Source organism: Gloeotrichia echinulata CP02 (assembly GCA_038087035.1).
Classification (GTDB): Bacteria; Cyanobacteriota; Cyanobacteriia; order Cyanobacteriales; family Nostocaceae; genus Gloeotrichia; species Gloeotrichia echinulata.
The window spans coordinates 2,044,797-2,066,201 of the sequence record CP051187.1; the positions used below are offsets into that span (position 1 = coordinate 2,044,797).

10 protein-coding genes and 1 pseudogene are annotated in these 21,405 nt (G+C 42.8%); 4 read left to right on the forward strand and 7 right to left on the reverse strand.

The annotated features are described in order from the left end of the window. Positions 1-150: 150 nt before the first annotated feature. Complete coding sequence (locus HEQ19_08985) at positions 151-1,398, reverse strand: transposase (GenBank protein WYL99643.1); 1,248 nt, start codon at positions 1,396-1,398, stop codon at positions 151-153. Between the two features lie 385 nt (positions 1,399-1,783). Between HEQ19_08985 and ppsA the strand changes: the two genes are divergently transcribed. Continuing rightward, the gene (gene ppsA, locus HEQ19_08990; GenBank protein WYL99644.1) at positions 1,784-4,273 is read left to right on the forward strand and encodes a phosphoenolpyruvate synthase; all 2,490 of its coding nucleotides are present in this window, start codon (positions 1,784-1,786) and stop codon (positions 4,271-4,273) included. 280 nt (positions 4,274-4,553) lie between these two features. Here ppsA and HEQ19_08995 read toward each other — a convergent pair whose 3' ends face one another. Then, complete coding sequence (locus tag HEQ19_08995; protein ID WYM03324.2) at positions 4,554-5,339, reverse strand: ABC transporter permease; 786 nt, start codon at positions 5,337-5,339, stop codon at positions 4,554-4,556. A gap of 1,247 nt (positions 5,340-6,586) precedes the next feature. Here HEQ19_08995 and HEQ19_09000 point away from each other — a divergent pair. Together HEQ19_09000 and HEQ19_09005 are read left to right on the forward strand one after the other, a co-directional pair. Next, positions 6,587-9,838 carry a PAS domain S-box protein gene (locus HEQ19_09000; GenBank protein WYL99645.1) on the forward strand — a complete coding sequence of 1,084 codons (3,252 nt, stop codon included), beginning with the start codon at positions 6,587-6,589 and terminating at the stop codon, positions 9,836-9,838. Positions 9,839-10,161: 323 nt separating this feature from the next. Next, positions 10,162-10,737, forward strand: coding sequence for a Uma2 family endonuclease (locus HEQ19_09005; GenBank protein WYL99646.1), 576 nt, complete (start codon positions 10,162-10,164; stop codon positions 10,735-10,737). Positions 10,738-10,741: 4 nt separating this feature from the next. On the opposite strand, the gene HEQ19_09010 is transcribed toward HEQ19_09005, so the two are convergent. The 4 genes and pseudogenes from HEQ19_09010 to HEQ19_09025 all read right to left on the reverse strand — a co-directional run bounded on the left by HEQ19_09010 (position 10,742) and on the right by HEQ19_09025 (position 18,170). Beyond that, positions 10,742-11,842 carry an ATP-dependent 6-phosphofructokinase gene (locus tag HEQ19_09010; GenBank protein WYL99647.1) on the reverse strand — a complete coding sequence of 367 codons (1,101 nt, stop codon included), beginning with the start codon at positions 11,840-11,842 and terminating at the stop codon, positions 10,742-10,744. A 162-nt stretch (positions 11,843-12,004) separates the two neighbouring features. Continuing rightward, positions 12,005-12,997, reverse strand: coding sequence for a dihydroorotate dehydrogenase-like protein (locus HEQ19_09015; GenBank protein WYM03325.1), 993 nt, complete (start codon positions 12,995-12,997; stop codon positions 12,005-12,007). A 337-nt stretch (positions 12,998-13,334) separates the two neighbouring features. After that, complete coding sequence (gene nifJ / locus HEQ19_09020) at positions 13,335-16,940, reverse strand: pyruvate:ferredoxin (flavodoxin) oxidoreductase (protein ID WYL99648.1); 3,606 nt, start codon at positions 16,938-16,940, stop codon at positions 13,335-13,337. A 552-nt stretch (positions 16,941-17,492) separates the two neighbouring features. Continuing rightward, positions 17,493-18,170 (reverse strand): annotated as a pseudogene (locus tag HEQ19_09025) (DUF1517 domain-containing protein). A 1,491-nt stretch (positions 18,171-19,661) separates the two neighbouring features. Here HEQ19_09025 and HEQ19_09030 point away from each other — a divergent pair. Beyond that, positions 19,662-20,888 (forward strand): glycosyltransferase family 4 protein, encoded by a 1,227-nt coding sequence (locus HEQ19_09030; protein ID WYL99649.1) that lies wholly within the window; start codon positions 19,662-19,664, stop codon positions 20,886-20,888. A 206-nt stretch (positions 20,889-21,094) separates the two neighbouring features. Here HEQ19_09030 and thiS read toward each other — a convergent pair whose 3' ends face one another. After that, positions 21,095-21,307 carry a sulfur carrier protein ThiS gene (thiS, locus tag HEQ19_09035; protein WYL99650.1) on the reverse strand — a complete coding sequence of 71 codons (213 nt, stop codon included), beginning with the start codon at positions 21,305-21,307 and terminating at the stop codon, positions 21,095-21,097. Between the last annotated feature and the right edge of the window lie 98 nt (positions 21,308-21,405).

Below are 21,405 nucleotides of genomic sequence, written 5' to 3' on the forward strand. Positions count from 1 at the left end.
TTGTTAATCAACATCCTCACAATATCCTCATATTTTACTTGTATACACATAATAAGTAGTGTAGGAGTTAGGAATAAGTAGTGTAGGAGTTAGGATGAAAGAAATGTACCACATCCCTATTAGGGAAGTCCAATTGACATCCTCCCACCACTAATTCGGAGTACCGAATATAGTGGGGGATTCCAAAGATCGCTCTTTGGGTTTCCTCTTTCCACGACCCGACTTACTTGGAGGAGTTTCCCCACCCATACAGAGGTCGATGTCTCCAGAGGCGTTAGTTCCGACGTGACCCGCCGTACTTAATGCTTTTTCTAGTATGTTCCGCGCTGCGTTCCAATCCCTATCTTGCGTATGCCCACAATGAGGACAAACATGAGTTCTGGTACTAAGAGTCTTTTTGACAACCTCTCCACAATTAGAGCAATTCTGTGAGGTATAATGTGGTGGAACAGCAACCGTGACAACACCAAACACCTTACCAAAATACTCAACCCATTCACGAAACAGCGACCACGAAACGTCGCTAATCGACTTAGCCAAGCGATGATTCTTGATCATATTCCGCACCATCAAATCTTCATACGCCACAAGGTCGTTAGACCTCACCACGCACCTTGCTGTCTTAACAGCAAAGTCTTTACGCTGGCGACTTACTTTGAGGTGTTTACGAGCAAGTTTATTTCTCAACTTAATTCTGTTCTGGGAACCCTTTTTAGTCTTAGACATCCGGCGTTGCAGTCGTCTCAAAGACTTCTCGCTCTTGCGAATCGGTCTAGGATTAGCGACTGTTTCCCCGTTACTATCGGTGTAGAAGTGGTTCAGTCCAACATCAATACCAATAGTTTTACCCGTTGGTTCTCGTCTTTCAACTCGTTCATGGTCAATGCAAAACTGGCAATAATAGCCATCTGCACGACGCACAACCCGCACCCTCTTAAACTGTTTCCTGTGGTAGAAATGCAGGTCACGAGTTCCCCAGAGTTTGAAAGTTCCCGCTTTAAATCCATCAGAAAAAGTGATATACCTGCGGTCATCAGAAAGCTTCCATCCACAAGTTTTGTACTCAACAGAACCATGTGTTTGTTCTTTCTTGAACTTTGGAAATCCCTTTTTTCCTGGCTTATTTTTCTTGCAGTTATCAAGGAACCGAGCAATTGCAGACCAAGCTCTTTCAGCACTGGCTTGCCTTGCCATCGAGTTCAGCTTGGCGACCCAAGGAAACTCAATATTAGCCGCAAGTACAGCGCAGAACTTACTGAGGTCGTATCGCCCAATACCCTTGTTATCCATCCAGTATCTAAGGCTGGCATTGCGAACAAAACGCGCAGTTCTAATCGCTTCATCAAGCGCTTGATACTGTCCGTCTTCTCCCTCAAGTTTGGCCTCAAATACCAGCATATTTACGTCATGTACATTAACGTAAACCATAACATGGATTGGCAAAAAACTCAACTGTTCCCTTTCCCTTACTGGCTTGCAGCCAGTTGTGGTCGGGGAACGTTTCGTTTTTTGCCCTCGATTCATCTCGCCGCCAAATCAAAGATTATGGCGGGAGCCTTCTCTCCGATTTAGGTAAAAAGATGTGCCATTTTTGCTATGGGGCGCAAGAGACGCCATTGGTGTCAACTTAAGTTCAAACGCTTAACCTACTCACTTTTTGCCCCACCCGCTCATCCACCAAACGCAAGCAGTCTGGGGAAGTTTTGGTTTTAGACAAAACTGGGGTGGGGTAACATGGATCTTGATGGTAAGTGAGTGAATTCAAAATCACCGAACATAAACCATGCTAGAAATAAAGGTCAATCAAGAAATGGATTGTCAAGTCTCGAAAGAAGAAGCCTTGGTATTACCTTTGTGGGAAGTGGGAATTGCAGATATTCCCTTAGTAGGTGGTAAAAACGCCTCTTTGGGAGAAATGATTCAACAACTGCGCCCTAAAGGCGTGAAAGTGCCTACAGGGTTTGCTACTACTGCTTACGCTTATAGATACTTCATTTCTGAGGCTGGTTTAGAAGCAAAACTGAAAAATATATTCGCACAGTTAGATGTAGAGGATGTCAACAATCTCAGACAGTGTGGAAAACAAGCGAGAATGTTGATGCTCGAAACTCCATTTGGGCTAGAATTACAAGAGGCGATCGCCCGCGCTTACCAGAACCTCTGTCAAGAATACGGTGCTGATACCGATGTTGCAGTCCGCTCCAGTGCTACTGCAGAAGACCTACCGGATGCTAGCTTTGCCGGTCAGCAAGAAACCTACCTAAACGTCCACGGACTTCAATCTGTACTAGAATCCTGCCACAAATGCTTTGCCTCAATTTTTACCGACCGTGCCATCTCCTACCGACAAATCAAAGGCTATGACCACTTCAATATTGCCCTATCGGTAGGCGTACAAAAAATGGTACGCTCTGATTTAGCAGCGTCTGGTGTCATGTTCTCCATTGACACAGAAACAGGTTTTAAAGATGCTACCCTGATTACCGCTGCCTACGGTCTCGGTGAAAACGTCGTCCAGGGTGCAGTTAACCCAGATGAATATTTAGTATTTAAACCAACTTTAAAACAAGGATATCGCCCAATTATCAAAAAAGAACTGGGTAGCAAAGAAATCAAAATGATTTATGATTTGGGAGGGATGAAACTAACCAAAAATGTCCCAGTTAATCCCTGCGATCGCACCCTATTTGCCCTCAACGATGAAGAAATTCTGCAACTAGCCCACTGGACTTGCATCATTGAAGACCACTATTCCCAAGTGCGTGGTACATACACCCCAATGGATATTGAGTGGGCAAAAGATGGTATGACAAATGAATTATTTATCGTCCAAGCCCGTCCAGAAACAGTACAGTCCCAAAAAGCCCAGAATGTTTTGCGGAGTTATCGCCTATTAGGGACTGGGGACAAGGGAGTGGGGACTCTGAAAGAATCTTCCCCATTCCCAGTCCCTCTCATCACCGGTCGCAGCGTTGGTGAGATGATTGGGCAAGGTAAAGCCAGAGTAATTTTGGATGTACATCAAATTCTCCAGTTTCAACCTGGTGACGTGCTGGTGACAAAGCGCACAGACCCCGACTGGGAACCAATTATGAAACGCGCCAGCGCCATTGTCACCGACTCTGGGGGTCGCACTTGTCACGCGGCAATTATTGCTAGAGAATTGGGAATTCCTGCTATAGTTGGTTGTGATCATGCCACAACTGTCATCCAAACTGGACAGGAAATCACCGTCAGTTGTGCTGAAGGCGAAACCGGCAAAGTTTACTCAGGTTTATTACCCTATGAAGTTAAAGAAGTTCCCCTAGAACAATTGCCCCGCACCAAAACGCAAATTATGATGAACGTGGGCAATCCCGAAGAAGCATTTAAGTTTGCAGCTATTCCTAATGATGGGGTAGGATTAGCACGGTTGGAATTTATTATTGCCAACCAGATTAAAGCACATCCTTTGGCATTGATTCACTTTAATCAACTAGAAGACGAACTGACCCAATACAAAATTACTGCCTTAACTGCCCAATATGAAGATAAAGCACAATTTTTTGTAGATAAACTAGCACAGGGTATTGGTACTATCGCCGCTGCTTTTTATCCCAAACCTGTGATTGTTCGCCTATCGGACTTCAAAAGCAATGAATACGCCAATCTCTTGGGTGGTAAACAGTTTGAACCCCACGAAGAAAACCCGATGATTGGCTGGCGTGGTGCTTCTCGTTATTACGATGCGCGCTATCGCGAAGGTTTTGCTTTAGAGTGTCAAGCAATGAAGCGGGTACGGGATGACATGGGCTTAACCAACATGATTTTAATGATACCATTCTGTCGTACCCCCCAAGAAGGTCGGCGGGTAATCGCAGAGATGGCAGAAAATGGTTTAGTACAGGGAGAAAATGGTTTACAAGTATATGTAATGTGCGAGTTGCCTAGTAACGTGGTACTAGCAGACGAATTTTCTCAGATATTTGATGGTTTTTCCATCGGCTCAAACGACTTAACCCAATTAACTCTCGGACTAGATCGCGATTCGGCTTTAGTAGCCCATTTATTTGATGAACGTAATGAAGCTGTCAAACGGACAATAGCAACAGCAATCCGCACAGTCAAACAACATGGACGCAAAATCGGTATTTGCGGTCAAGCACCAAGCGATTACCCCGAATTTGCACGCTTCCTCGTAGAAGAGGGAATTGATTCGATTAGCCTCAACCCTGACTCAGTGCTGAAAACACTCCTAGAAATAGCAGATGCGGAAACAGCTATTGGGGGTTAGGGGTTAGGGATTGGGGATTGGGGATTGGGGATTGGGGCGCAAGGCCTAGATCCCCTACCCTATCTGTCTCATTCTTTTTTCAAATTGGTGTCACATTTAAACAGTGGTGCGTGACGCCACAAGTATACAGTGTAGGGGCACGGCATCCAAAATCTTTTCTTCTAATGACAATTTTATTCGTGCCGTGCCCCTACGACAATTTTCCTTAACTGAACTGTATTGCCACAAGTCCTGGCTTACATTAATAATTGAAGCGTCACGTACCCTAGGATTATTACTGTTAAAATACTGGCTTTTCAAACAGCAACAAAGACAGCAGAAAATCCATCATAAAAATTGACACCCAAGTGGTGACAACTGCTGTTGTTGCTGATTGTCCTACTTCCTTTGCTCCTCCTCTGGTAGTTAGTCCCCAACTACAACCATTGACACCAATTATCACTCCGAAAATAAATCCTTTGAGCAAAATAATCCACAAATCTGATGGTGCTAAAAAATCTCTGACTGACTCTAAAAATGCTTCTGGTAAAATCTGGAAAAATTGTAATCCCGCAAACATCCCGCCGATAATACCAGTTACTAACGCAAAAATTGTCAGCAAGGGGGTCATCAAAGCCGAAGCAATTACTCTTGGTAGTACTAGATAATCAATGGGATCGGTTTTGAGTATATAAAGTGCATCAATTTGCTCTGTCACACGCATTGCACCTATTTCCGCCGCAAAAGCCGAACCTACTTGTCCCGCAATAATACAAGCAGTCAAAATTGGGGCTAATTCTCTGCAAAAAGCTAAAGCAAAAGCACCTCCCACCGCAGTAACAGCACCATATTGGACTAACTCTCTGGCTGTTTGAATGGTAAAAATCATCCCCGCAAAACCACTCACAAGTAAAACTGGAGATAGGGAAGCAGGTCCAGCTGTCACCATATGTTCGATAATTTTGCGGGAGTAAGTTTTTCCTTTGATTAAATGCAGCCAAACTTGACCAAATAGCAGCACTGCAGCAAAACAGCGTGCAATCCACAATTCTTGGTATTTTTGTTTTAGGTGCAATTTTACCGCCATCTCGTTTCCTCTCAACGTAATTATTTCCAACTAGCTAGACATTAACTTCGCAATCTCCCCTCTCTATTTTTAAGTCAGCCCATCACAGGAAAATACAACCAAGCATAAAAATCTACTCTGTTTATGGTTTGAAAACACACTCTGAGGGATTTCCAAATAAAAAAATAGCTAACTATTTCTTGTGGGCTGGGCGTCTCGCCCTTCCTGGGCTAGCAAGACGCCCACGCCACAAGAGTGTATTTTCTGCGAGTCAAAATCGCTATATTCTTGATCCAGATTGCTAACAGAAGTTTAGGCTATCCGCCAAATACTGCACAAACAGTATCAGTCAAGAGATAGCCACGGCTAAGTCAAGGTGCAAGGACTTGTGCCTGAACTACATTATTGAAGTCATCACACAATCAGGACTTTAATAAAGTAACGATTATAGGCGTAGCGATCGCGGATGTCCAATAATTTGCCTGATTTGGGGATAATTGTTCTTACAGCCATTTTCAGGTAAATAGACCACGCTTTTGGGGCGCAAGGCCTTGCGCCCCTACGAAGATCTGTGGTTCAAATGAATGAAAATTGCTGTAATTACTGCTTCTCTGATGAAGAAGGGGTCTGACCAAGTGGCGTGATTGGCGTAGGTTAGGGGAGCAATTTTCACGCAATAATCACAGATATTCGTAGGGGATCTAGGCCTTGCGCCCCAAAAGCGTGGTCTATATACAGGAAGATGCTGTAAACCTAAAAATAAAAAGATGATAAGTAATTTGATAAAAGGATTTATATTCTTGGACAGTTTAGTCTAATTTTTTTGACTCAAACATAAGTAAGTAGGCAGAAATAAACCAAACTATGTTAAGAAAAGTAAACAAGCCTGAAACTCTTACCAATGACCAATGACAAAGGACAAATGACGACCCTCGACCGTACGGTTTATTTGCGCCGACCTACTTAAACCCCAAATATATCAATTGACGATAATATATTAAGTTAGCAGCTCATCTATAGTTAATTTGCCAAGTTCATTTGGCAATAGAATGAGTTTTCTCCAGAGAAAGTTAGCTCATCTGATCAATTAGACTATATAGTTTATACATAGTGCATTTTCATAAAATATGTCAGACGAGTATTCTACAATAAATGTAAATAATAGCTCCTAAGAGTTCAGTTGCTGCTAATTTTGTGTTTCTTCCTCCCTTTAACTTTCGCTATGTGATTTAGATGCCAATCATATAATTAAAATTGATGAATAAACTATGCAATGCCAGAATCAACTGATAGATTTGCCTAACTTATATCATGCTATTGATCATTCTCCTTTAACGATTACCTATGATAGCTATGTAATCGAAGCTATTGTTTTAATGAGTCAAGCACCAAATACTAGTGTTTCGGTGAGTAACTCCCATTCGTTGTTGGACTCTAACGGATGGAGCCACCAAGGAACTAGCTATATTTTAGTGGTGGAAGGAGGGCGTTTACTGGGAATCTTTACACATCGTGATGTAGTTAGGTTAACAGCTGCCGGTATGGATTTATCCAAGGTGAGGATAGCTGAGGTCATGACACGCCAAGTAGTTACCTTCAAACAATCAAGTTCTGGGGATATTTTGACAGCCTTATCGTTATTGCGTCAGCATGGGATTAGCCATTTGCCAATTGTAGACGATCGCCAGCAATTGCTAGGAATTGTCACTGAAACTAGTTTGTTACAAGCCTTTGACCTGGTGAAAATGGTTGGCGTTGTTGAAGGCTTACAGCAGCCTTTACAACAACCAACAGATGAATTAAGAGTGGAACTTAGCCGTACTAACGCACTTTTGCAGCGGGAAATCACTGAGCGTCAACGTGTCCAAGAAGCATGGCGACAAAGTGAAAAACTCTATCGTGAGCTAGTTGAGAGCCAACAAGACCTGATTGTCCGGTTCGATTTAGAGGGGCTGATTATTTTTGCTAATACAGCAACTTGTCAAACATTCGGCTTATCACTGGATGAATTGCGCGGTCGGTCGTTGTGGGAATTTACCCATCCAGACGACTTACCCCAAGCAATGGACAATATGACAGCGTTGCTATCTCCACCTCATTCCTTGAACATTACTGAGAAATGTTTATTGACCGTTAATGGTGTCCGCTGGTTTGAATGGAAGATTACCTCAATTGAAGATGAAACAGGAGAGGTTATTGAGTTTCAGTCAGTAGGGAGAGATATCACCGAACGCCAGCATATGGAAGCAGCACTGGAAGAAAGCGAGCAGAAATTTCGCAATTTTGCCGACAATAGCCAAGCCGTTATTTGGATAGCTAGTCATGATAAACTAGAGAACATGTATGTGAATCCAGTCTATGAGAAAATTTGGGGACGGTCTTGCCAGAGTTTATGCGACCAGCCATATGATTGGATAGATGCAATTCATCTTGAAGATCGCGATCGCGCCGTTGCTAACCTTTTATTACAGCGCTTAGGTCAGTCCTATGAAGTAGAATATCGCCTTGTGCGGCCTGATGGCTCGATTCGCTGGATCTGGGATCGGGGTTTTCCTATCCGCGATGAACAAGGAAAAATCTATGCACATGGTGGAATTGCAGAAGATATCACTGAGCGCAAACTCTCACAAGAGTCACTACGGGAGAGTGAGGAGCGACTGAGTTTAGCACTGGAATCCGCCTATATGGGGATATGGGATTGGAACCTCCTCAGCAAGGAGTGGGTTTGGTCTCACCATATGGGACCGCTATATGGTTTACCCATTGGCTTCTTGTCTCCAACTTATGAAACCTTGGTCAATTTTATCCATCCTGATGATCGCCAGTCTTTTAGTCTGGCTATAACTCGCAGCATTGACCAAGGAATTGACTTTGCAATTGAATATCGGGTGATTTGGTCAGATGGTAGCGTCCACTGGTTAAGTAGTAACGGTAAAGTCTACCATAACGAACATGGTCAGCCCGTGCGGATGCTTGGTGTAAGTAGAGATATCAATCATCGCAAACAGGCGCAAGATAAAATGCGCGAACAAGCAGCTCTACTCGATATCACCACAGACGCTATTTTCGTGCGTAATTTGCAACTCCAAATTGTATTTTGGAATCAAGGTGCAGAACGTCTGTATGGCTGGAATGAGAATGAGGTTCTCGGAAAGAACGTCATAGAGCTATTATACAAACAAACCCCACCGCAACTGGAAGCCGCACTGCAAAAAGTTATAGAGTGTGGCTCATGGGAAGGGGAACTGAATAAAGTTCAGAAATCTGGTACAGAAATTATCGTTCAAAGTCGCTGGAGTCTAGTCCGCGATGCGAGAGAAAGACCCAAAGCTATCCTTTGTGTTGACACCGACATCACCGAAAAAAAACAACTCGAAGCCCAGTTTTTTCGTTCCCAACGATTGGAAAGCCTGGGTACCCTTGCAGGTGGTATTGCCCACGACTTGAACAATATATTGACACCTATTTTAGCATCTGCTCAACTACTGCAGTTAAAATGCCCGCGAAATCAAGAGCCATATCAGCAATTGTTACCCATCATTGAAAATAACGCCAAACGTGGGGCTGCTTTAGTCAAGCAAGTATTATCATTTGCGCGAGGAGTTAAAGGTGAGCAGACGATGGTGCAGGTCAAGCACCTGATTGGGGAAATTAGCCAAATTATTAAGCAGACATTTCCCAAATCTATTAAATTAATTGTCACTATACCAGAAGACCTGGGCGTTGTCTATGGAGATATAACACAACTGCATCAAGTTCTGATGAACCTAGTAGTTAATGCTCGTGACGCCATGCCAGAGGGCGGTAATCTGAGTATTTTGGCAGAAAATAAGTTTATTGATCAAGCTTATGCCAAAATGAATATTAATGCCAAAGTTGGGGATTACATTGTGATTACCGTCGCTGACACAGGCATCGGTATGCCCCCAGAAATATTAGAGAGAATATTTGAGCCATTTTTTACGACAAAAGATGTGGGCGCAGGTACAGGACTTGGTTTAGCCACTGTACTTGGGATTATTAAAAGCCACGACGGTTTTGTCAATGTCACAACCAAAGTGGGTAAAGGTAGCGAATTTCAGCTATTCTTACCAGATGCCGAGGCTACCCAAGACCCAGACACAGAGGATAGCGAACTACCCAAAGGAAATGGAGAATTGATCTTAATTGTAGATGATGAAGCCGAAATTCGACAAATTACCAAAATTATCCTCGAAAACAACAACTACAGGACAATCATCGCTAAGAACGGAATTGAGGCGATCGCACTTTATGCCCAGTATAAGCATCAAATTAGCGCCGTGTTAATGGATATGATGATGCCAGAAATGGATGGAATCACAGCCATCCGCACCTTGCAAAAAATGAATCCACAGGTGCAAATTATTGCTAGCAGCGGACTCAATCCCACGGAGTCCTTGGCTGAATTTGGTGGGACAAATGTCCAAGCTGTTTTGACAAAACCCTACACCGCCAAGGATTTATTGAACAAGTTACAGCATACTTGTGCCGGGAGGTGAGATTTTATCTGGCTTTTCGCACTTCATCATGTAATATGCGTAGATTTCCAAAACCTGTTTAATGATGGTTAAATCAACAACATAAATTAGCAATAGGATTCAATATTACAGCAGTTTTCATGTATTTAGACCACACACTGATATCTGTATTTCTTTGTTCCTTCCCTACGGGACGCTCCGCGAATGCGCCTTCTCTGCGAGACGCTCCGCGAATGCGCCTTCTCTACGAGACGCTCCGCGAATGCGTGAGATATAAAAATGTGGTTCATTTACCTGAAAATCGCTGTAAGCTAAAATCAAGGAGAACTCGAAAACATTTTGCTATGATAGCCATCCCCCAAGAGCCGCAAAAAATGACCATTGAGGAATATCTCGAATGGGAACCCCAGCAAGAGCTGCGTTATGAATATGTCAACGGCGAAGTTTTTGCGATGACAGGTGGTACAATTCCTCACAATGACATTGCCCTTAATTTTTACAGAGCTTTGTACCCACATTTACGTGCTAGAGGATGCCGAGTGAATGTGTCAGACGTGAAAGTGCAACTTAGTCCTCAAAGCCCTTATTATTATCCTGATGTTATCATCAGTTGCGACTCTCAAGACCTGAATGCCCGTAAATTTATTCAAAATCCGCAAATCATTGCAGAAGTTCTCTCCCCAGGGACAAGCGGTAAAGATCGGGGCGAAAAATTCACTAATTACCTAAAAATGCCCTCTTTACAAGAGTATTTATTGATAGACTCAGAACAAATATCCGTTGAACGTTACTGTCGGGGAGAGGGAAGAATGTGGCTTTACTATCCTTACACCGCCGGCGATATTATTACTTTATCAAGCATTGAATTTGAACTGGCAATTGAACTACTTTATGAAGGCGTTGTCTTGGAAGCTGAGTAATGAGTTAGGAGTTATTATTCTCCCCAATATAAACGCCCAAAGACCGAGCGGTTTGCACCAAATAACCATTAGTAGGTACTTGAAACGGACTGCGAGCCACAACTTCTGCAATGGGAATAGCTAAGACTTGTCCATTTTGCCAAGCTACCATTTGCTGATATTGTTCTTGAGCAATTAAATCCACTGCGATCTTACCAAAAACTGTCGCCGTCAAGCGGTCCAACGCCGATGGAATTCCACCACGTTGAATATGTCCTAACACAGAAACTCTGGTATCAACTGGCTGGGAACTACAAGCGGCAATTTTTTGGGCGATGTATTGACCTATACCGCATTTTGGAGATGGGCATGATTCTTGCTTGTCTTTGAGAAGGGAGTTATCAGCTAAATCTTCTAGACAAAGTGAAACACCTTCAGCAACCACAATAATAGCAAATTTGCGCCGCCAGCGATCGCGCAATTCGGCTAAATGGTTACATAGACCCTGAATTGTATAGGGGATTTCGGGTATCAAAATTACATCAGCGCCACCAGCAATTCCTGCGTTTAGTGCTAAATGACCGGCTGTGCGTCCCATAACTTCAACAATCATGACGCGATCGTGACTAGCAGCGGTAAACGTGAGACGATTGAGAGCATCAACTATTGTATTTACAGATGTATCAAACCCAATCGCTCGTTCTGTGAGGGCGACATCATTATCAATTGTCTTGGGTATGGCTATTATATTCCAATTGCCTAAAGTAGCTAACTGATGGAGAATACTCAGACTACCATCGCCACCAATAACAATTAAAGCATCTATTGCCAAAGCTTCATAACTGGCAATCATTTCACTAGCATGGGCTAAGGTGTCTCCTTTATTGATAGTTCCTAAAATGGTGCCACCCATATTCAACAAAGGATCAATACCGCGCAAATCCCAGCCATGCATATTGAGTGGTATGGTTTGCCGCTCCAGTAAACCTTGAGTAGCGTAAGGAATACCCAATATTTCCCAATTATAGGTGAGTGTTGCATGGCTGACAACTGCGCGAATTACACAGTTTAGTCCTGGACAATCACCGCCACTTGTAAGGATACCAATTCGTTTACGCTGTCCCATAAATTTAGTGATGAGTGCTGAGTGAGGAGTTAGCAGTTTGGTCTTGAGAATGAATAGTTACAGCAATTTTCACGCAATAACCAAAGATCCTCGTAGGGGCGCAAGGCCTTGCGCCCCTACCGCGTGGTCTATTTACTCTCTTCACTCGTGAATTCGTCTCCATTATGGGTTGTAAGTTTGTAATGCTCGCATATATTGAGCGCGTTCAAAGGCGCTGGGGTTAGGACAATTGCGCTGGCTCATGCTTCCTTGAAGCTGTTGTACAGATTGGTATTCGTGTTTTTCCATCCATTCGCGCATTTCCCGTTCAATACATTGGATGTGATTGATGCCATGCTGTAGCAGGACGGAACAAAGCATAGTAATATTAGCACCAGCCATGAGCATTTTCAATACATCATGTCCGTTATGAATACCGCTGGTAGCAGCTAGGCTGGCTTGAATCCGACCATAAAGAATCGCAATCCAGCGCAGAGGTAAACGCATCGCCTGGGGAGTACTTAATAATACATGGGGTTCTACCTCCAAGAGTTCTAAATTGATATCTGGCTGGTAGAATCGATTGAACAACACCAAGCCATTAGCGCCGGCGTTATCTAAACGCTTCGCCATATTCGCCATATTGCTGAAATAGGGACTCAGTTTCACTGCTACGGGAATCGTGATTGCTGCCTTGACGGCACCGAGAATATCAATATATGTTTGTTCTATATCCTCACTTGTCAGATCTATATCTGTAGGGACATAATAAATATTCAATTCCAGGGCTGATGCTCCTGCTTCTTCGATGAGTCTGGCGTAGTCTGTCCATCCTCCCACTGAACAACCATTTAAACTAGCAATAATCGGAATTTCTACCTGTTCTTGGATTTGGCGAATATGGTGCAAATATTCTTCAGGTCCGATACAAAAGCTGTCTGGTTCAGGAAAATAGGTCAGAGATTCAGCAAAACTCTCAGTCCCATAGGTAAGATGATGATGCAGTTCATAACGTTCCCGACTTAACTGTTCTTCAAACAGCGAATGCATCACCACCGCTGCAGCACCGGCTTCTTCCATCCACTTGATTTTATCAACATCTTGTGATAGGGGCGATGCAGAAGGCACAAGTGGCGATCGCAATTTTAAACCCATGTAACTAGTCGTTAAATCGATGGTCATTTGTGATAACTCCTGTTTTCATAATCCTCTCGCCCACTCAAGCAACACACCAGACACCAAGTACAGCCTTTCATAGAACCTCGCGGTAAGTGGGAAACTCAGTGTCTTTAGACCGCTCGTGGGAAACGACTTTTCACAAAAAATACTCCGCGTCCCTCCGCGTTTCCTCCGCGTCCCTCTGCGTTTACAGCAGTTTTCAGGTATTTAGACCACACCTCGATATCTGTATTTCTTTCTTCCTTCTCTGCGAGACGCTCCGCGAATGCGCCTTTGCGCCTTTGCGTGAGATATAAAAATGTGGTTCATTTACCTGAAAATCGCTGTAAAACCCTCATAACTTCCTTGTAGCCAAATATTGATACATTTCCCACCGAGTATTCACATCAGCCTGTGCCTCTTGAAGTAACTCTTTTGCCGCCTCTGGCTTGGTTTTTGTCAACATTTTAAACCGATTTTCTAAATACATTGACTGTTCGATTGGCAACCTCGGCGTGCGGGAATCCAGTTGTAGAGGGTTTTCTCCCATCTGGATGCGGTCGGGGTGGAAGCGATAAAGTAGCCATCTGCCAGAATCTACAGCTGCTTTTTGATTTTGCATCGCTGTAGTCATGTTGATACCATGAGCTATACAATGGCTATAGGCAATAATCAGGGATGGACCGCTATAAGCTTCTGCTTCTAGGAAGGCTTTGAGTGTATGTTCATCTCTTGCGCCCATTGCGACACTGGCGACGTAGACGTTACCGTAAGTCATTGCCATTAAGCCTAAATCTTTTTTGACTGCTGGTTTACCGCCAGCAGCAAATTTAGCGACTGCACCTTTGGGTGTGGCTTTGGACATTTGTCCACCTGTGTTAGAATAAACTTCTGTGTCGAGGACAAGAATATTCACGTTACGTCCGCTGGCGATGACATGATCTAGTCCACCAAAGCCGATATCATAAGCCCAACCGTCACCGCCAATGATCCAAACGCTCTTTTTGACGAGGTAATCAGCTAAGGATTGGAGATGTTGAATTTGAGATTTGAGATTTGGTTCTTGAATTTCCGCTAACTTTTGTTTGAGCAGGGCTACTCGTTCCCGTTGTTCCCAAATATCAGCTTCGTCTTTTTGTTTGGCGTTGAGGATGTTATTTGCTAGTTCTTCCCCGACTACTGATGCTAGTTGTTGCAGTAATTCGGCGGCGAATTCTGCTTGTTTGTCAATGGAAACCCGAAAACCTAAACCAAATTCGGCGTTATCTTCAAATAAGCTATTCGACCAAGCAGGGCCTCGTCCTTGGGCGTTTTGTGTCCAAGGGGTGGTGGGTAAATTACCGCCGTAGATGGATGAACAGCCTGTAGCATTGGCAATGATCATGCGATCGCCAAATAACTGGCTAGCTAATTTAATATAAGGTGTCTCGCCACAACCGGCGCAAGCTCCAGAAAATTCAAATAGGGGTTCTTCCATCTGCTGCTGGTTAATATGTGTCAGCTTTAGCAGTCGTCTATCTGGATTGGGAATATTCAAGAAGAAATCCCAATTTTCTCGTTCTTGTTCCCGCAATGGTCGTTGCGGTGCCATATTAATCGCTTTTTTCCGTGGTTCTGCTTTATTCTTGGCTGGACAAATATCTACGCATATACCGCAGCCTGTACAGTCTTCTGCTGCTACCTGGATTGTGAACTTTAAGCCTTGCCAATCATGGTCTTTAGCATTGACAGTCTTGAAGGTTAATGGGGCATTTTCCAGTTGGGCTGGTTCGTAAACTTTACTACGAATCACACTGTGAGGACAGACCATGACGCATTTCCCACATTGAATGCAAACATCCGGGTCCCAAACGGGAATTTCTTGGGTAATGTTGCGTTTTTCCCATTTTGCTGTGCCGGTGGGATAGGTGCCATCTATTGGTAAAGCGCTGACTGGTAAATCGTCGCCACACTTGGCAATCATTTTACCCAAAACTTCGCGCACAAAGACGGGTGCTGTGTCTGGTACGGGTGGATGGAGTGCTATTTCACTATCAATCTGAGACGGAATTTGCACTTCATATAGATGTTCTAAGGTACTATCGACAGCGTTCAGGTTCATTTGCACGATTTCGCCGCCTTTTTTACCGTAAGTCTTGCGGATAGACTGTTTAATTTCGGCGATCGCTACTTCTTTTGGTAATACACCCGATAATGCAAAGAAACAAACTTGCATGACTGTGTTAATGCGTCCAGCCATCCCGGCTTCACGGGCGACTTTATGAGCGTTAATTACATAAAGTTTTAGTTGTCTCTCGATAATTTGCTCTTGTACTAATCGCGGTAAAAGTTGCCAAATTTCTTCTACATTATCAGGACTATTTAACAGAAAAGTTCCACCGGGGACAATATGACTTAACATATCGAACTGTTCGAGAAATCCCCACTGGTGACAGGCGACAAAATTTGCTTTGGTGATTAAATAAGTAGAGCGAATTGGTTGATTTCCAAAGCGGAGATGGGAGATGGTAACAGAACCTGATTTTTTGGAATCGTAAACAAAATATCCTTGAGCGTAATTGTCTGTTTCTTCGCCTATAATCTTAATTGAGTTTTTGTTGGCTCCCACGGTGCCATCTGCACCCAAGCCATAAAAAATGGCTCGCACTATATTATCTGCTTCAATGCTGAAATCGTGATCATAGTCTAAACTTGTGTGGGTGACATCATCATTGATTCCCACAGTAAAATGATTTTTGGGTGCAGTTGTCGCTAGGTTATCAAACACCGCTTTAATCATCGCTGGTGTAAATTCTTTGGATGATAAACCATAACGACCACCCACAATCGATTTGAGATTTGAGATACTTCGACTTCCCTGCGGGACGCTGCGCGAACGCTCAGTACAAGTTTGGGATTTTGGATTGGCTTCATGAATTGCATTGACTATATCTAAATATAACGGTTCACCACCTGCGCCTGGTTCTTTGGTACGGTCTAAAACGGCGATGCTGCGGGTCGTGGGGGGTAAAGCGGCGACAAATCGCTGGTTATCAAAGGGGCGATATAGTCGCACTTTAACGACGCCGACTTTTGCACCACGGTTATTCAGATAATCTACAGTTTCATGTACCGCTTCGCAACCGGAACCCATCAATATAATTACTCGTTCTGCTGAAGAGTCGCCATGATATTCAAATAATTGATATTGTCGCCCGGTGATTTGGTAAAATTCATCCATCACTTTTTGGGTGATGTCAGGACAAGCTAAATAATAAGGATTGACGGTTTCCCTAGCTTGGAAATAGACATCGGGGTTTTGGGATGTTCCGCGTAACACTGGTTTATCGGGAGTTAGGGCCCGTGACCGATGGGCGAATATTAATTCATTGGGGATGAATGCTTGTAAATTATCATCTGTTAATAGTTCTACTTTATTAATTTCGTGGGAGGTACGAAAGCCGTCAAAAAAGTGTAGGAAAGGTAGGCGTGATTCTAAAGTTGTGCGGAAAGAAATAAGTGCAAAATCATGGGCTTCTTGGACAGAAGCAGCGCACAACATTGCAAAACCCGTACCACGAACAGCCATGACATCACTGTGGTCGCCGAAAATAGAGAGGGCTTGCGCTGCGAGCGATCGCGCTGCAATATGAAAGACTGTAGATGTCAGTTCCCCGGCTATCTTATACATATTCGGGATCATCAACAATAATCCCTGGGATGCTGTAAAGGTGGTTGTCAGTGAACCTGTTTGTAGCGCCCCATGTACCGCACCAGCGACACCTGCTTCACTCTGCATCTCTACTACTGTGGGAACGGTACCCCAAATGTTGGGTTTGGCTTCACTAGCCCAAGTATCAGCCCACTCAGCCATTGTTGAGGAGGGAGTAATTGGATAAATTGCTATGACTTCATTGAGTTTATAGACTACTTGAGCGACAGCTTCATTGCCATCTATGGTTGCAAAGGTTTTGTTGTTCATAGTCATCACTACCCTGGCTCTAACTTGAAGTTAGACGGAAAACTTGAGGAACTTGTGAGGAAACTAATACCATTTCACCAAAACTCTGATACATATAGATTTCCCGTAAGGGCACGGCATTGCCGTGCCCCTACCAACGTATTTGTATCATACTTAAAGTGAAACGGTATAACCCAACTTACCAAAAGTTCCCACCAATTATACCAATTCAAAAAATCTTTGCAACACATCGATAATCTGTAGGGGCGCAAGGCCTTGCGCCCCTACCCTATCTGTCCCAGTCTTTTTTCAAATTAGTATTACAAACGCGCATTAAAAATTTGTTTGGCTGTGAGCTTAAAAGTAGATCAATAGCGCGATATTTTTTGTTCTTTCCCTTCACTTTGAACTCGTAAACAATAAAAGTTGCGGGTATGAACTTCCGCAATGAGTTAGGGGCTACCAAAAAATAAATTAGCCAATATTTGAGTCGGTCGGGTGCGTCAGAAGCAGTAATTTCTTACCTAACCCAAGTATTCTCGCTCCTGACGCACCCTACAGATTGGAAGTCCCTTAAACCAATTTTAAATCAGGATACTCAGCAAACAAATCATCAGATGTCAGTGTATCGCCTTCAGCTTGGGGAGTCCAAAGCACTTCAATTGCCAAGAGTTGCTCACTGGGGAGGCTACCAATTTGCCGCAAAGCTTGACGCAAGTCATCAGGGCTGTTAACTGCGGGAATTTCAAATTTACCCAAGGTAGCTGTCAGTAAGGTAACAATAACATATTCCCCAGGACCAGAGGTAATTAAATCCGTTGGGTTCTCGACAACACCTGGTAAAGCATCTTTAACCAAAGCAGCTTTGAGTTGGTTGTTGACGTTAGACAAAGTTTCTTCGCTAAATTTGCTGCGTTCCGCCAAAGATAGACGGTTAAACTGAGATTCGGCCGAATTTAACTTTGCTTGTTGTGTCCCACCACCTGCATATACCCAGTATTCTGGATGGCGGAGTAAAGCTAGACTAGCTTCTTGCAAAATCTCAGCGCGTCCCTGTGGTGAGTTAGTATCTGCAGTTTCGGCTATGTGATTGAGTTCAGCTTGCAAACCACGCGCTTGAGCTAATAAACCGACTTGCAAACGAGTTACAGAAACATTTGGGTTGCTGCTATAACTTACGTCTTCCGTACTTTCACCACTGGTAGCGCGGCGGAAACTTTGTACCAGAAAATTAGCGATCGCCAAAAAAATCGGCTCTTCCGTACTTAGCGTGCTAAATTTATTAAATAATCAGCTTGAAACCCTTACTGAGATACGGTAATAGCCATTATTTCCTGTATTTTTGGTCATATTGCTGAAAATTAAATTATGAACGCCTGTAAGTCTTACTTTTAAAGCAAATTTATAGACTTTAACTAATAATTAAGCACGCTAAGTACGCAAGAACCAAAAAAATATGACAGATGCATAATTCCTATGATTTTTGGGATTGAGAACTCAAAGAGCCTTCTTTCCTATTGCTGATTATCTACCTGTCGCGCTTGCGCTTGGCGCACCACGCCAATAGGTTCCCAAATCAAAGCGGACTGCTATATCAGAAAAATAAATTCCTGCTGTGTACTGTGATCGTAATTGATGAGTAAACCTGGGAAGTTTACAGAATTTTTAAATTGCTAGTTATTTTTTTGACTAATTCTTTAAGGTTATCTCAATCATCTACACCCGATGGTAAGAGATATTTTTCGTTATCATGATTTATAGAGGCTAGTCTTCACTCGGAAATTGAGCGTTTATCAACTATCATCTTCAGCCTAAGAGAGTGGGGAGTAGCAACATGAAGTAGAATTCCGATTAATGACCGCTCCTCGTTTAAATTAGTCATCAAATTTACATGATATTGCCAAATGAGCTTGGCGATAAATTGGTGCTTGCATCTAATTTTTCAGAGTCAGTTATCTACCATCAGCAATTGGGGATCATTGTATTGAAAGGATGATAGCCCGTCGATAACTGCTGTAATCGCCCAAGCAACCACACTTGAATACCAAAGAAACCTAGATGATATAGAATACACAAGAATTAGAGATATTTTGGCATTTTGGCATAACATTTGAGGGCGTTCAGGATAGTCTATTAATAGATGATCACAAAAATATTTTCCCTAGCACTCTCTTGTCAAGTGCTTAAACTTAACTATCATTGCAAAATTTTCGTTCTACACAATAGGAGGAAAAGTTTTCAATTGTTGATAGACGGGACATCCCAATATAATTAACAAAAGAAAGGCAAATGTTTTTTCTTTTTTAAATAGTTTAAATTTGTCTATTGCATTAGCTCAAACCAGAATTGATAATTATGTTTCTCCAAATCTGGCGATACTGAGTAATAATTTTTGCAGAGAAAAATCGGAAATCCCTAAATTAATTACAGTTCCAATTGCTGGTCAAAATCAAAAATGATGTAGACGAGGACTTTTGACGATTTAGGTGTTGGCGAAGAAGACAAAACAGGAGAAAATTAGATCAGTAGTTAGATAAAAATAAATATCACTCATCAGGGCTGATATGGAGTAAAGCGCATATGGCATAACCAAAACACAGTTAGTTAAATCAAGATGGGAGATCAAGAGCAGCAGAAAATTGGCAAATCTGATAAATGTAAGTCAAAAGACGCTAATTATCTCGCCCTAGTTAACAGTATGAACAATTAAAAATTTTCTACAGCATCGTTATCAAATCGATTATGGAACATATTTCACAACTGACGGCAAAAGTTAGAGATAAAACTGCATTCCCGGACATTTTAGTCATGTCCCGTAGTTTCCTACCGAAAGAGGCTGTAATTGGAGAATATATTTATAATCGCTGTCTCCAAGATCCAGAGAGGGTAATTGTTTTGTCCGCTGCTTGCTGTGGGGATAAAGTATTTGACCAAGCTCAACAATTTCCGATATATCGCTGGCCTTACCCTAGATACTCCGGTCATAGTTTGGTGGGGAATTTTTTCCAGCCTTTCTTGAATCTGGTCTGGACATTTGTATTAGCCATCAGACTTTATTTGCGCTATCACTACCGCTATATTGAATGGGGTCATGGCTACGATTTTCCTTCCCTGTTACTACTGAGCTATTTTTTACCTATTCGCTTTTTTATATACCTGCACGGTAACGATATTCTCTGTGCTTTACGCAATCCCGTATTGCGATCGCTATTTAAATTGACACTTAAACGAGCCGAAGGCATTGTTTGTAACAGTTCCTTTACACAAGATTACCTCAGATCGACTTTCCGCTTGGATACCCCTACCCACATAATTAACCCTGTGGTTAGACCGGAAAAATTTAACGTCATACCCAGTCAAGGTAATCTTGAGGACTTACGTGTGCGGGTGCGCCAAACTTACAACATTCCAGAAACAGCAATAGTAATTCTCTCGGTGGGACAACTTGTCAAGCATAAAAGCTTTAATCGCGTGATTGATAACTTACCACTACTGCTGAATGTTGGGGTTGATGTCCACTATATACTATGTGGACAAGGTGCTTGTGAATCGGAATTGAAATCTCAGACCCAGCGCTTGCGACTCGATAAAAGAGTACACTTTGCTGGGTACGTACCCGAACGGGAATTAGCAGGCTACTATGCAGCTTGTGACATATTTGCCATGCTAACTTTGTGCGATAATAAAGCCAGTAGAATCGAGAGTTTTGGCATCGTTTACTTAGAAGCGAGTTATTTTGGTAAGCCCGTCATTGCTTCGCGTTTAGCTAGTGTAATCGATGCAGTTCGTCACGAAGAAAATGGCATACTCGTTAATCCCAATTCTGGCTATGAAGTTTTTCAAGCATTCAAGCGGTTGTGTCAAGATCAGTCACTACGAGAACAGCTCGGTCGCAAAGGTAAAGAATTAACCAAGCGCAAAACCCTGCACCGTTCACTGTATAAATCTGAGTCTTTGGTCAATAATTAGGAGTGAGGAGTTGAGAGTTAACTCCTCACCGAATTTTAGATTTTAGATTTTAAATAATGGAATTGAAGATTCAAAATTTAAAATCTAAACTGGTCTGAAGCCCCCGAATTTATTCGTGGAATAAATCTAAAATCCAAAATCCAAAACTTGTACTGAGCGAAGTCGAAGTATCCAAAATCCAAAATTGATTCACTCCTCACTATTGGTTACCCACCACCAACAATGGTGACAATTTCTAAGCGATCGCCTTGTTGGACGTTTGTCTGATTCCACAACTGACGATGTAAAATTTCACCGTTATACTCCACCGCTACCAAGCGAGGATTGAAACCCAGATGTTGGAGTAAGTCGGGTAAAGGAATTGGCGATGAACAGTTATGGATTTCCCCATTAACTTGCAGCGTAATCTGATTAGGCATAAACTGTCACAAATTTCTCAAAACCATTTTCAATTCTGAATTTTTTTGACGCAAAGCGGCTAGATCCAGGGTATTTTTGAATTGGGAAGAAAGGAATT